9 protein-coding genes are annotated in these 13,445 nt (G+C 74.2%); 3 read left to right on the top strand and 6 right to left on the bottom strand.

The window, feature by feature from the left end; translation table 11 throughout:
• Position 1 precedes the first annotated feature (1 nt).
• Entirely contained in the window at positions 2-1,207 is a 1,206-nt protein-coding gene (locus QP089_RS35390; protein ID WP_285917767.1) for a hypothetical protein, read from the bottom strand.
• A 198-nt stretch (positions 1,208-1,405) separates the two neighbouring features.
• Here QP089_RS35390 and QP089_RS35385 point away from each other — a divergent pair, with 198 nt between their 5' ends.
• The 3 genes from QP089_RS35385 (at position 1,406) to QP089_RS35375 (ending at position 8,130) form a co-directional block, all read left to right on the top strand.
• Positions 1,406-5,218 carry a LuxR C-terminal-related transcriptional regulator gene (locus tag QP089_RS35385; protein ID WP_285917765.1) on the top strand — a complete coding sequence of 1,271 codons (3,813 nt, stop codon included), beginning with the start codon at positions 1,406-1,408 and terminating at the stop codon, positions 5,216-5,218.
• Between the two features lie 93 nt (positions 5,219-5,311).
• The gene (locus tag QP089_RS35380; protein ID WP_285917763.1) at positions 5,312-6,817 is read left to right on the top strand and encodes an AMP-binding protein; all 1,506 of its coding nucleotides are present in this window, start codon (positions 5,312-5,314) and stop codon (positions 6,815-6,817) included.
• A 395-nt stretch (positions 6,818-7,212) separates the two neighbouring features.
• A complete protein-coding gene (locus QP089_RS35375; RefSeq protein WP_285917761.1) occupies positions 7,213-8,130 on the top strand; it encodes an AMP-binding protein in 918 nt (305 codons plus the stop codon).
• Here QP089_RS35375 and QP089_RS35370 read toward each other — a convergent pair whose 3' ends face one another.
• The 5 genes from QP089_RS35370 to QP089_RS35350 form a co-directional block, all read right to left on the bottom strand.
• On the bottom strand, positions 8,131-8,805 hold the full coding sequence (locus tag QP089_RS35370; protein WP_285917759.1) for a response regulator: 675 nt from the start codon (positions 8,803-8,805) through the stop codon (positions 8,131-8,133).
• Complete coding sequence (locus QP089_RS35365) at positions 8,802-10,064, bottom strand: sensor histidine kinase (protein WP_285917757.1); 1,263 nt, start codon at positions 10,062-10,064, stop codon at positions 8,802-8,804. Before QP089_RS35365 ends, QP089_RS35370 begins: the two co-directional genes overlap by 4 nt.
• Before the next feature lies 1 nt (position 10,065).
• Positions 10,066-10,800, bottom strand: a complete 735-nt coding sequence (locus QP089_RS35360) for an ABC transporter permease (RefSeq protein ID WP_285917754.1) — start codon at positions 10,798-10,800, stop codon at positions 10,066-10,068.
• A gap of 13 nt (positions 10,801-10,813) precedes the next feature.
• Positions 10,814-11,728 carry an ABC transporter ATP-binding protein gene (locus QP089_RS35355; protein ID WP_285917752.1) on the bottom strand — a complete coding sequence of 305 codons (915 nt, stop codon included), beginning with the start codon at positions 11,726-11,728 and terminating at the stop codon, positions 10,814-10,816.
• A gap of 190 nt (positions 11,729-11,918) precedes the next feature.
• The gene (locus tag QP089_RS35350) at positions 11,919-13,352 is read right to left on the bottom strand and encodes an aldehyde dehydrogenase (RefSeq protein ID WP_285917750.1); all 1,434 of its coding nucleotides are present in this window, start codon (positions 13,350-13,352) and stop codon (positions 11,919-11,921) included.
• Between the last annotated feature and the right edge of the window lie 93 nt (positions 13,353-13,445).

Here is a 13,445-nt window from a genome sequence, read left to right as displayed (position 1 = left end):
GTCACGTCCTCTCGAACCAGCCGGGCGACACCCAGGTCGGCGCGCCCTCCGGGCGGACGTCCAGGCCGTCCGACCAGACGAGCCGGTAGGGCAGTTCGGGGTGCAGATGCGCCGAGGACAGGTCGGCGAGGGTGCGCCGCGCCGTCACCCAGTCGTGGGCGAGGACGTCCTGCACGGCGACCCGGTCGCGGCCGCGCAGCACCTCCTCGGCCATGGCGCGGAGCCGCTCCATCGTCGTGACGTCGGATCCGGTGTCGGACGACAGGCCCGTGTCCGGCACCGACGGGCGGGGCGGCGCCGGGCGCGGTGGGGTGGCGCGCGGCCCGTCCTCCACGGCGGTCACCACGGCGGACGGCTCGTGCCACGGCGCGGCGGCGTCGAACACGAAACCGTCCAGCACCGCCGCCAGCTCCTCGCGGCCGGCGGTACGGGCGAAGGTCCGCCACGTCTCCGGCGGAAGGAGGGTGAGGTTGCGGGTCGTGCCGGCGGAGTCCGACAGGCGCGCGGCCGCGCGCCGCGACGCGTCGCCGTAGGCGTAGATGGCGGCGCGCAGGTCGGTGCACGTGCGGTCGAGCTGCGGCCACCGCCGCAGGATCGCGCCGTGCAGCCGCTCGGCGCGCAGCAGTATCTCCTCCGTGCCCCACAGCTTCGGCGCCTGCTCGCGCAGCTCCTCGATCGTCCCGTTGGTCAGGGTGAGGAGCTCGACGCTCCAGAGGCGGAACGCGCGGGCCAGGCCGTCCGCGCCGTCGCGGGCCTGCTCCGGCGTCATCCGCGGGTCGGCGACGTTGAGCTGCTCCAGCGCGAGGAGCCGGTGCATCTCGCTCTGCCCGCCGTCCAGCATCATGCGGCGGACGAACATCAGCCCGACCACGCTGGTGAACGAGGCCCGGTAGCGCAGCTGGTTCGGCTTCGGGAACACCTCCCGGACGGCGCCGAGCCCCTTCAGCACCCGCAGCCGGTTCTCGAACACCTCCGCCGGATAGCGGCGGCACACGTACCGCATCTGCTCGCGGCTCAGCCCGTCCTCGCCGGCGTCGGCGAACGCGGCGAGCAGCGTCTCGGCGACGTCCACCAGCTCGGGGTCGTCCACCACGGCGCCGCTGTCGCGGGCCAGCGCCGCGAACATCTGCCGGTACACGCCCAGCACGGCCTCGCCGACCAGCACGTCGTCGAGGCTGGCGGCCGCGTTATCGGAGGTGGTCGACACGGCGCACTACGGTACGGCCCCGCGGCGCCCAGGGTGGAATCGGCGGCGGTGGGAGCCGCGAAATCGGGCCCGCGAAACCGCAGACGGCGCACGCACAGCGATGACACACTCACAGAGCGACCCGGACGTCGAGGGCCGCGCGCCGAACCTGGGCACGGAACCCACCGGGCCGGACTCTTCGGACACGGCAGGAGAGGCATGACCGAGCCGAACTCTCCCACGGGGCCGAACCCCCTCCAGAGGACGAACCTTCCCGCCGAACCCAACGCCTTCGTCGGGCGCGAACGCGACGCGGCCGACCTGCGCCGCCTCCTGGAGGCCATGCGCGCGGTCACGCTGTGCGGCGCGGGCGGCATCGGCAAGACGCGGCTGGCCCTGCACGTCGCGCGGACGATGCTCGACGCCCATCCCGACGGCGTCTGGTTCGTGGACCTCGCCGGCGTCCGCCCGGGCGGCACGCCCGAAGCGGTCGCGCGGCGCGTCGCCGCGGTGCTGGACGTGGCGGACGAGGACGGCCGCCGGACGGCCGAGACGCTCGCCGACGCGCTGCGCGGGCCGTCGGTGCTGATCGTCCTGGACAACTGCGAGCACGTCATCGAGGAGTGCGCCGAGCTCACCGGCCTGCTGCTGGCGCGCTGCCCGCGGCTGCGGGTGCTGGCGACCAGCCGCGAGCCGCTGCGGATGGCGGGCGAGAACGTGTGGCGGGTGCCGCCGCTGGAGCCGCACGAGGCGGTGCGGCTGTTCACCGACCGGGCCCGGGCCGCCCGCCCCGGATTCGACGTGACCAGCGGCGTCGAGGACGTCACCCGGGCGCTGGACGGGATGCCGCTGGCGCTGGAACTGGCGGCGGCGCGCGTCCGGGTGCTGTCGGTCGAGCAGATCGCCGGCCGGCTCGCCGACCGGTTCCGGCTGCTCAGCGCCGGCGACCGGACCGCGCCGCCCCGGCAGCGGACGCTGCGCGCGGCGATCGACTGGAGCCACGACCTGCTCGGCGAACCGGAGCGGATCCTGCTGCGCCGGCTGTCGGTCTTCGCGGGCTGGACCCTCGAGGGAGCCGAGCACGTCTGCGCGGACGAGGCGCTCCCCGCCGAGGACGTCCTGGACCTGCTGACCGCGCTCGTCGACAAGTCGCTGGTCGCCGTCGTGGGGGAGACGGCGGGGCAGGTCCGGTTCCGGCAGCTCGACAGCATCCGCGAGTACGCGGCCGAGCGCCTCGCCGAAGCGGGCGAGGACGAGACGTTCCGGCTGCGGCACCGCGACACCGTGCTGGAAGCCGCCGAAGACGACGGCAGGCTCGCGGTGGCGGAGGTACCCGGCGCATGGGCGGACCGGGTGGCGCTTTTCCGCCGGTACGACGCGGAACTCGGCAACGTCCAGGCGGCGCTCACCTTCTCGCTGGACCGCGGCGACATCGAGAAGGGCCTGCGGCTGTGCACCGCGCTGCGCACCTTCTGGATCGTCCGGGGACGCGTCGCCGAATGGGCCGAATGGACGGACCGGTTCCTCGCCCGCTCCCACGGCACCGGCGCGCGCACGCTGGGCGCGGCGCTGGCGGGCCGCGCGCAACTGGCCGCCGGCGGGCGCGACGCCGCGCAGGCCGCCCGGTACGCCGAGGAGGCGCTGGGTCCCTGCCGCGCGGCCGGAGACGCCATCGTGACCGCGTCCGCGCTGGTCACGCTCGCCGAGTCGCTGGCCCGCGCGGGCCGGTTCGAGGACGCCGCGCAACGGCTGGACGAGGCCGACGCGATCGCCGCGGGCCCCGGCCACGAATGGGTCCGCGCGTACGCACGGATCACCCGCGGCTACCTGCTGATCCGCCGGGGCCGCCTCCGCGAGGCGCGCGGACACCTGGACGAGGGCGCGACGCTGATGCGGCAGATAGGCCAACTGTGGGGCGCCGCGCACGCCATCATCGGCCTCGGCCGGCTCGCGGAACTCCGCGGCGACCCCGCCGCCGCCCGCGTCCACTACGCCGAGGTCCTGCCGATCCTGGCGGAGATCGGGGCGCGCCCCGAGATGGCCCGTGCGCTCGCCGGCATCGGCCGCGTCGCACTGGAGCAACAGGACCCGGAGTCCGCGCGTGAGGCACTGTCGCGGAGCCTGTCCCTGAGCCGCTCGTCGGGCATCCGCCTCGACGTCGCCCGCGCCCTGGAGGCCTTCGCCGAACTGGCCGCCTTCGAGGGCGACGCGCGCGGCGCGGTGACGCTCGCCGGCGCGGCGTCCGCGCTGCGCGAGGCCACCGGCCGCCACCCCGGCGCCGGCGCCCGCCGCGAACGGATGCTCGAACCGATCCGCCGCCGCCTCGGCGATCCCCTCGTGGCCCAGTTCTGGGGCGAAGGCCGCGCAATGCCCCCCGACGACGCGATCGACTACGCCCTCCACACCCCCCCCGCCCCCACCCCAACCGCCGAGAAAAGGGCGACGCCGACCTCCCCCACCACAAACCGTCCCCACCCCGAACAAGCACCCTCACCCGAGCGAGACCCCAACACCGCCCCCGCCTCGGCGAAGCCAGCAACGCCCACCCTTGCCTCGCACGCCGGTCACTCCCGCGCAGACGGTCCATCGGCCCGACCCGAGAATCTCGGCGCCGCGTCCACAGCGGACGAGCCCGCGACCTCCCCAATCGCAGAACCCACCCCAACTTCGGCCACAGGCAACTCCCACGTGCGAGGCGCCCCGACTGAACCTGCACAAGGCCTCGACACTGCGCCCGACTGCGAAAAGCTGACGACGACCACGCCCGAAGAGTCCGGCCCCACTCCGGCCGCAGGCCGCCCGGACGTGGAAGGCGCCCCGACTGGATCGATGCGAAGCATCGATACTGCGTTCGGCCGGGAAGAGTTGGCGGTGGCCACGCCCGCGGAGGCCAGCCCTGTTTCGGCCGCAGGACATCCCTGCATAGAAGGCGTCCCTGCTCAACCTGGGCGAGGTCTTGGCGCTTCCTCTGGAGAGGAGGCGGCAGCGGTTACGTCGGGGACGCCCGGCCCTGCCCCCGGCGTGGGTCACTCCGCTTTGGAAGACGGCTCCTCTTGCCCCGAGCGAGATGCCCGCGTCTCATCCTCAGGGGAGGAGGCGGCAGTGGCTGCGTCGGGGACGTCCGGCTCTGCTTCCGGTGGGGGCTGGCCGGAGATGGGGGAATCGGCCTGGGGCGAGGTGGAGGGGAACATGCCGGTAACGGGGGAGAAGAGCGCTGCGGGTGCGGTGGGCCCGGGCGAACCCGAGCCGGTGCAGTATCGGCATGAGGGGACGGCGGCCTGGTCCGAATGGGAAGGCGGTAGGGCGGCCAGTGGGGGGCGGGCTGCGGCGGGTGGGTCTGGTGCGGGTGAGTCGCGCTTCGAGGGTGGATCGGCTGAGGAGGGTGTGGCGGGGGCGGGCGAATCTGGGGTTGAGGCAGGGTGGCCGTGGGGTGAGGGTTCGGCGTGGCCAGAGCGCTATGTCGGTATGTCGGACGATGAGGAAGGGGACGCGAAGGGCGCTTCCGGTGTGGCTGGGAGGCGTTCTCGGACGGGGTATGGGGCGTCGCCTGCCGGTGGCCAGGTTGAATACCGGCCTGACGGCGGTGCTGGTGAAGTCGGTGAGGGAGATCCATGGCCCCGGGCCTTCCGTGCGGGGGAGGCGGCGAGTTCGGCGGGCGCGCTGACGGAGAGCGAGCGGAATGCTCGGGCTCGGGCGGCTGAGGGCGGCGGCGCACGGTATGTGTCCGGTTCGGGGGCGCGAGGCGGCGGGCGTGGCGTGCGCGGTTACGCGGGAGAGACCATGGAGCCGGCGCGTCCTGCCACGAGCGGGGTTGCTCGGCCGGTCACGCCGCCGAGTACGTTGACGGCGCGGGAGCGGGAGATCGCGCGGCTGGTGGCGCGGGGGCTGACCAATCGCGGGATCGCGGACGAACTGGTGATCAGCCCGGCGACCGTGGCGCGGCACGTGACGAACATCCTCACCAAGCTGGGGTTCTCGTCGCGGGCGCAGATCGCCGCGTGGGTCGTCGACAGCCTCCCCGCGGAGGACTGAGGGTGTGTACACACCTCGGGCGCGGGTGAATACGACCCCGCCTGCGTAGTCCGGTGCATGTGCTGGACGCGGCGTCCAACATAGCGTCGGGGCATGATCTCCAACGGTGTGGACGCGGCCGCCGCGTTTCCCGGTGCGACGGTGACGCGGGTCGTGTTCGGCGGCGCCGGGTCCGATCCCGCCAAGGCCGCCCGTCCCGCGGTGGCGGACGCGTCGTCCGGGCGTTCGCTGTCGTACGGGGGACTGGCCGCACGGGCGGGGGCCGCCGCGGCCGGGCTCGCCCGGGAAGGGGTCCGGCCGGGGGACGTGGTCGGCCTGCATCTGCCGGGCGGTCCGGAGTTCGCCCTGGCCTTGCACGCGGTCGCCGCTGCAGGCGCCGTTCCGCTCCCCGTGGGCGGGCTTCAGGCCGCCGAGATCGCCCGGCTACTGGAGGCGGAGGGAGTCCGGACGGCGATCACCTGGCCGGGGCTCGTCGGCGACATCCGCGCGCCGGGCCGGCGGCTGTTCTCCTTCGGTACGGAACCCGGCACCGAGCCGTTCGCGGCGCTGCTCGACGGGCCGCCCGCATCCGTTCCCGTCGACCCGTCCCACGCGCTTGCGCTCGTCGCCTGCACCGGCGGCTCGCCGGGGCCGGTCCGGGCGGTCCGGCTCACCCACGCTGAGGTCGTCGTCGGCCTGATGCGCGTCGCCGAGGCCGGCATGATCGGTACCGCCGACACCGTGCTGACGGCGCTGCCGCTCAGTGATGTCCTCGGCCTGAACGGGGTCCTGAACCCGGCGCTCCGGCTCGGCGCCACGGTCGTCGCCTTCACCGGCGGCGGCCGTCACGACCTGCTGCGCGCGCTGCAACGGTGGCGGACGACCGTGGCGGTGCTGCCGCCCTCGCTGGTGGAGGCGCTCGGCCGCGATCGCGCGGTGGCCCGCTACGACCTGGGGTCGCTGCGGGCCGTGGTCGCCGCGGGTGGGCCGCTGGCCGCCGAGGACGCGCGCGCCGCGGCGGCCCGGCTCGGCTGCCCCGTTCGGCAGGCGTACGGGATCGCCGAGGCCGCCGGCATCACCCACCTCAACCTGCGCGCGGCCGAGGAGGGCACCCTGGACTCCGTCGGACGCGGGCTGCCAGGCGTGATGTGGCGCGTGGTCCACCCGCGGACCGGCGCCGTCCAGCCGTCCTACCAGCCGGGCGAGCTGTGCGTACGGCTGCCCGTGGCACGGACCGCCGCCGTCCCCGTCCGCTGGCTGCCCACCGGCGACTCGGCGTTCGCCGACGACCACGGCCGCGTGTTCGTCCTGGGCCGGGTGGGGCGCGGCCGTTCCGAGCCGCCCGCCGAGCCCGGCGGCGTGCTCGCCGCGCATCCGGCGGTGTCCGACGCCGCTGTCGTGCCCGTGCCCGACGACGACCTCGGCCTCGTCCCGCACGGGTTCGCCGTGGTCACCGACGAGACCTCGGAGGCCGACCTGCTCGCCTACCTCGAGACCCACGTCGCCGAACGCGGCGGAATCGTGGACGTGCACATCGTCGACGAGATCCCCCGCGAACCCGGCGGCCGCGTACGGCGCCGCGCCCTCCTCACCCGCGCCGGCCTGGACCGCCTTCCCTAACCCGCACGCCCGATGGGCGTGTGCGGTGCTGCGCTCCTCGCCCGCGTCGGCTTAGGCCGCCTCCCCTTACTCTGCCTGTTGTGCGGGGTGGTCTGTGACTGCCGCCGGGCCGCCCGGCTCGCAAGTTGCTAGGAGCTCGGGCGGGCCGCATGTCGCGAAAACCCCCGGCCCGCGTCGTCGGGGTCATGGTCTGTTTCGTCGGTGTGCTGTTCGGTTCAAGCGGCGCTGGATCTGTGGGATGGGCGGGTGGGGGTTGTGCCCTTCTTGGGTGGGGTGGCCTGGCTGGCTCTGCCGGTCACGGGGGGTGGTGGGTGGGGGTGTGTAGGGCGGGCTACATATGGGTCTACATAGATCTTTGGATGTGGCTGGGGGAGGGGGCGGCGTACGGTCGCGGCATGTTGGAGGGAGAGGCCGGGGCGGTCGGCGTCACGGATGCGACGGTGACGCGGACGGTGCTGGCGGCGATGCGGGCCGACGGCGGCCGGACGGCGGTCGCCGACCGCGGGCGGGAGCTGCGCCGCGCGCGGTTCGCGGACGCCGTGCGGGCGGCGGCGCGGGGACTGCGGTGGCACGGGGTACGGGCCGGGGACGTCGGCGCGATCCATCTCGCCGACGCGTGCGACCTGGCGGTTGCCGTGCATGCGGTGGGCGCGGCGGGCGCCGTGCCCGCGCCGCTGCCGCCCGGTGCGTCCGCCGAGGAGGCCGCCCGGATGATGAACGAGGTGGGCGCGCGCTTCCTGCTGACGGGCGCGGACACCGCCGCGCGGTCGCTGGCGGCGGCGGACGCCTCGTATGTGCGGCAGGTCTTCGCGTTCGGGAATGTTCCGGGCGCCACGCCGTTCGGCCGGCTGCTGGAGAGGGGGGTGGAGATCGGCGAGGTGCCGTCTCCGGATCCGCTGCGCGACGCCGCCCTGCGGCTCGCGGGCCCGCGCGAGGACGTCACGCACGCCGATCGGCTCGCGGACCTCTACCGGCTGGGCGGCGCCGTTGCGCTGGGGGAGGACGACGTCCTGGTCTGCTGCGGATCGGACGTGCCGGTGCGGACGTGGATCGGGCTCATCGACCTGTGCCTGGTCCAGGGCGCCGCGTTCGCGGGGGTGCGGGAACCGGGCGCACGCGATCTGCTGGAGGCGATCCTCAGGTACGACGCGACGGCCGTCGTCGTCAGCCCCGCCAAGCTGCGCGCGCTGGCCTTCGACCACGGGGCCGTTCCGATGCCCGGCGTCCGGGTCCTGGTGGCCGGGGCGCCGTCGGCGGAGGCCGCGCACGCCTGCCGGGTGCGGCACGGCTGGACGGTCGCGACGCTGTCCTGATCAGCGGGACGGCGAGCCGGGCCGCAGGAGGCCGCGGTCGAAGGCGGCGGCGACGGCCGCGGCGCGGTCGTTCACGCCGAGCTTGCCGTAGATGTGCAGCAGGTGGGTCTTGACGGTGGCCTCGCTGATGAACAGCCGGGCGGCGGCCTCCCGGTTGGTGCTGCCGCGCGCGATCAGGCCGAGTACCTCGAGTTCGCGGGGGCTGAGCGGCTCGTCGCCTGGCGGCGCGGCGGGGCGGGCGGCACCGGTGCGCATCCGGCTCATCAGCCGCGCCGCGACCGACGGGGACAGCACGGCCTCGCCGCGCGCGGCGGCGCGCACCGCGCGGAACAGCTCGTCCTGCAGGGCGTCCTTGAGCAGGTAGCCGGTGGCGCCGGCCTCGATCGCGGGGAGCACGTCGGCGTCGGTGTCGTAGGTGGTGAGCACCAGCACCCGGGCGGGCAGGCCGCGCTCGGCCATCCGGGTGATCGCGGTGACGCCGTCGGTGCCGGGCATCCGCAGGTCCATCAGCACGACGTCGGGGCGGAGCGTCTCGGCGAGCCGGACCGCCTCGGCGCCGTCGGCGGCCTCGGCGAGCACCTCGAAGCCGGGTTCGCCGGTGAACATGCCGCGCAGCCCGTCGCGCACCACGGGGTGGTCGTCGGCGATGAGCAGCCTGATCACCGGGCCGGTCACGCGGGGTCTCCCATCGGGACGGCCGGCACGCTCGCCGAGATCGCGGTGCCCGCGCCCGGCTCGGACTCGATCGCCAGCGTCCCGGCGACGCGGGCGACGCGGCGGCGCATCGCGGTGAGGCCGTAGCCGCCGCCGGCGGTCGGCGTGACCTGGTCGGGCGCGAACCCGGCGCCGTCGTCGCGGACGTCGAGGGTGATCAGGTCGCCCATGTACGACAGGGTCAGCGCGACGCGGGACGCCCTGGCGTGCTTGGCGACGTTCGCCAGCGCCTCCTGGGCGGTGCGCAGCAGGGTGCCCTCCACCTCCGGGTGCATGATCCGTACCGTACCGGTCGTGCTGACCTCGGCGGGGACGCCGTGCAGGGCCGTCCAGCGGCTCGCGACGTCGGCGAGCGCGGCGGGCAGCGCGGAGTCCTCCAGCGGCTGGGGGCGCAGCGCCTGGACGGACCGGCGCGCCTCGGCGAGGCTCTCGCGGGCCATCTGCTGGGCGATGTCCAGGTGGCGCTTCCAGTCGGCGTCGCGGGCGCGGGCCTGTTCGGCGGCCTGCAGCTGGGTGACGACGCCGGCCAGGCCCTGGGCGATGGTGTCGTGGATCTCGCCGGCCATCCGCTGCCGCTCGTCGTGCACGCCGGCCTCGCGGGCCTGCGCGAGAAGCTGGGCGTGCAGTCCGGCGTTCTCCTCCAGCGCCGACTCCAGCCGCGCGTTCGCCTCGGCCAGCTCGTTGATGATCGCCTTGCGCTGCTGGGTCTCCTCGTCGCCGCGCCAGGCGAACAGGCAGATGCCGCCCGACATCAGCGCGTTCACGGCGAAGATCAGCAGGTAGAGGGGCCAGGACCCGCCGTCGACGCCTCCCGGGCCGCCCATCTGCGCCAGCGCGGCGAGCGCGGCGCAGACGAACACGCCGACGAACCGCAGCCGCGGGTTCAGGTAGAACGCGTGCACGTACCCGGTGATGATCGCGAAGCCGTACATCGGGTTCAGCGAGATCAGCGTGCCGAGCAGGCAGATCAGGACGGGGTAGTAGATGCCCACGGGCACGCGGGGCCGGTCCGGCCACTGCGGGTGCAGGGTCGCCATCCAGGCGATCCACCCGGCCGTCGCCGCGGACAGCCCCAGTTGCAGGGCGACCCTGCCGGCCGACTCGTGGTCGGACAGCAGGGCCAGCGCCGTCGCCAGAGCCAGCGAGACGTACGGGACGATCCGCAGGACCGACTGCTCGCGGCGTTCCCAGAGGTCGAACCCGGTCTGGTGTTCCCGCACGTCACTCCCACCGGAAGAGCCGGGCGGCGGCCCCGGTCGCGACCACCGCGTACACCGCCATTATGACCAGCTGGTAGGGGTGCGGGGCATGGCCCATCCAGGCGTCCCGCATCGTCCTGATGCCGGCGCCGAGCGGGGTGAAGTCGCAGATCCGCTGGAGAGTGCGCGGCATCTGGTCGTAGGGGATGTAGACGCCCGCGAGGAACATGCTGGGGAAGAACAGCAGCGCTCCGACCGCGTTGCCGGCCCGCCCGCTCGGCACGACGGCGCTGACGAGCGAGCCGACCGCCAGCAGCGCGAGCAGGCACAGGACGGCGGCGAGCAGGAACCAGCCGAAGCCGCGCGGGACCGGGGTGCCGAACGCCGCCGCGCCGACCACGATCATGACCGCGGCGGTCACCGTCGCGGCCCCGGCGTTGATCACCAGCTGGGCGGTGAGGAGCGCGGACGGCCGGACGGGGGTGGCGCGCATCCGGCGCAGCACGCCGCGCTCGCGGTAGTCCGACAGCACGCTCGGCAGCATGATGAGGCTGAGGATCGCGAACGCGATGCCGGTGCCGAGGACGGCCATGTACTCGGCGGTGGTCTCCCCGCCGAGGTCCTTGGACGGCTCGGTGGCGTCCGGCATCAGCCCGAACCCGAACAGCAGCGCGAGCGGGAGCGCGATGGCGAACAGCGGGGTGAGCGCCTCGCGCATCCGCATCCGGAACTCGACGGCCAGGATCTTGCTGAACATGTCTGCGGCTCCTTCAGTCGCGGGCGGACGGCCCGCCGGTCAGGGCGAGGTAGGCGTCGTCGAGGGTGCGCTGGTCGATGCGCAGCTCGGCGACCACGATGTGGTTGCGGGCGAGCGCGGAGGTGACGGCGGTGGCGAAGTCGCCGTGGCCGGTGACGGTCACGTGCGCTCCGGACCGCCGGACGTCGGTGACGCCGGGCAGGCCGGCCAGCAGCGCGATGTCCAGCTCGTCGACGGGGCGGAACCGCATCCGGCCGCCGCCCCCGGTGGCCTCCTCGATGAGCCGGCCGGGGGTGCCGGTGGCGACGATCCGGCCGCCGTCCAGGACGGCGAGCCGGTCGCACAGCTCCTCCGCCTCGTCCATGAAGTGGCTGATCAGCACCACGGTGACGCCGCTCTCGCGGATCCGGCGGATCAGCTCCCAGGTGGCGCGGCGGGCCTGCGGGTCCAGGCCGGTGGTCAGCTCGTCGAGGAACGCGACGCGGGGCGCGCCGACGAGGGCGAGCGCGATGTAGAGGCGCTGCGCCTGCCCGCCGGACAGCTTGCGGACGCGGGCGTTGCGCTTGTCCTCCAGGTTCCACTCGGCGAGCAGCTCGCCGGGGTCGCGCGGGGAGGAGTAGAAGGAGGCGTACAGTTCCAGCGCCTCCCGGACCCGGATGGATCCGGGCAGGCCCGTCTGCTGGAGCTGGACGCCGATCAGCTCGTGCAGTCTGCGGCCGTCGGCCCGCGGGTCCAGGCCGAGGACGCGGGCGGTGCCGCCATCCGGGCGGCGCAGGCCCTCCAGGCATTCGACCGCGGTGGTCTTCCCGGCCCCGTTCGGGCCGAGGATGCCGAAGATCTCGCCCTCCTCGACGGAGAACGACACCCCGTCCAGGGCGACGTGGTCGCCGTACCGTTTGGTGAGGCCGTCCACCTCGATGATCGCCAACGCGTGCTCCTCGGGTCGTCTCGCTACGACTACGACCTCAAGGCTCGCGGAGCGGGGCCTTCGCGCACATCGACCGACCGGCGGCGCGGCGGCTGATCCGCCGCATCAACCGATCGGTGGAGGGGGCTGAGACGTCGCGTGCCGTCCCGTGCAGGCGCTCACGGGACGGCACGCGGGTTCGGGACGGGCGTCAGGCGGGACGCGGGATGGACTTGTGCTCCAGGTAGGCGTTCAGGCCCTCGGGCCCGAGCTCGCGGCCGAGGCCGCTGTTCTTGAAGCCGCCGAACGGGGTGTTGGGGTCGAGGCTGTACAGGTTGACGCCGCAGCTGCCGGTGCGGATGCGGCGGGCGACCTCGACGCCGTGGTCGACGTCGCCGGTCCAGACCGAGCCGCCGAGGCCGTAGTCGCTGTCGTTGGCGATCCGGACGGCGTCCTCCTCGTCCTCGTAGGGGATCAGGACGAGCACCGGGCCGAAGATCTCCTCGCGGGCGATGCGCATGTCGTTGCGGACGTCGCCGAACACGGTCGGCGCGACGTACCAGCCGCGGTCGTGCGGCCGGTCCAGCCCGCCGGTGATGATCTTGGCGCCCTCGTCCTGGCCGATCCGGATGTAGTTCTCCACGCGCTCCTGCTGCCGCTGGGCGACCAGCGGGCCGATCTCGCTGGAGTAGTCGGACGGGTCGCCGACCGTCAGGCCGCCGACCATGGTCGCCAGCGCGTCGGCGACCTCGTCGTAGCGGCGGCGGGACGCCAGGATCCGGGTCTGCGCGGCGCACGCCTCGCCGTTGTTCATCAGCGAGGCCATCTTGAAGCCCTCGATGGTGGTGGCGAGGTCGGCGTCGTCCAGCACGATCGCGGCGGACTTGCCGCCGAGTTCGAGGGTGACCCGCTTGAGCTGCTCGCCGCAGACCGCGCCGATCTTGCGTCCGGCGGCGGTGGAGCCGGTGAACGACACCTTGTCGACGCCGGGGTGCGCGACCAGGTAGGCGCCGGCCTCGCGGCCCGCCGGGACGATGTTGACGACGCCGTCCGGGATGCCCGCCTCCTTGATCCACTCGGCCAGCAGGTAGCTGTCGAGGGGCGTCTCGGGGGACGGTTTGGCGACGACGGTGCAGCCGGCGATCAGCGCGGGCGCGAGCTTGAGCATCAGCGTGAACTGCGGCACGTTCCACGGGACGATCGCGGCGACGACGCCGACCGGCTCGCGGGTGACGGTGACCGGGCCGAGCATGCCGGGCCGCTCGTCCTCCCAGGCGTAGGTGCCGGCGAGGTCGACGTAGTACTGCAGCACCATCTGCGGGATCGCGGCCTGGCCGAACACCGAGAACAGGATCGGCGAGCCCATCTCCGCGGTGACGAGGTCGGCCATCTGCTGCTGCCGCTCGGCGTAGATCGCCGACAGCCTCCCGACCTTCTCCGCGCGCTCGGCCGGGGTCATCCGCGGCCAGGGGCCCTGGTCGAAGGCGCGCCGGGCGGCGGCGACCGCGGCGTCCATGTCGGCCTCGGTGCCGTCGGGCACCCGGCCGATCACCTCCTCGGTGTGCGGGGAGACGACCTCGATGGTGCCGGTGCCGGCCGGTGCCGTCCACTCGCCGCCGATGAACAGCCGATCGTGCTCGAGCATGCTGATGTGCCTCCTGCCGGGGGGACGAAGTCCGCGGAGAGTCCGGTGCGCATCCGGTGACCGAATGCTTGCTTGGCTCAGCATGGCATGCGG

Source organism: Actinomadura opuntiae, assembly GCF_030283205.1.
Taxonomy (GTDB): Bacteria; Actinomycetota; Actinomycetes; order Streptosporangiales; family Streptosporangiaceae; genus Spirillospora.
The sequence above is the reverse complement of the archived record's forward strand: the minus strand, read 5'-3'. Positions and strand labels throughout refer to the sequence as shown.

Excerpts from the sequence above, each read along its gene's own strand:
- QP089_RS35380 (WP_285917763.1), top strand. The coding sequence starts at position 5,312 with ATGATCTCCAACGGTGTGGACGCGGCCGCCGCGTTTCCCGGTGCGACG.
- QP089_RS35385 (WP_285917765.1), top strand. The coding sequence starts at position 1,406 with ATGACCGAGCCGAACTCTCCCACGGGGCCGAACCCCCTCCAGAGGACG.
- QP089_RS35350 (WP_285917750.1), bottom strand. The coding sequence starts at position 13,352 with ATGCTCGAGCACGATCGGCTGTTCATCGGCGGCGAGTGGACGGCACCG.
- QP089_RS35360 (WP_285917754.1), bottom strand. The coding sequence starts at position 10,800 with ATGTTCAGCAAGATCCTGGCCGTCGAGTTCCGGATGCGGATGCGCGAG.
- QP089_RS35375 (WP_285917761.1), top strand. The coding sequence starts at position 7,213 with ATGTTGGAGGGAGAGGCCGGGGCGGTCGGCGTCACGGATGCGACGGTG.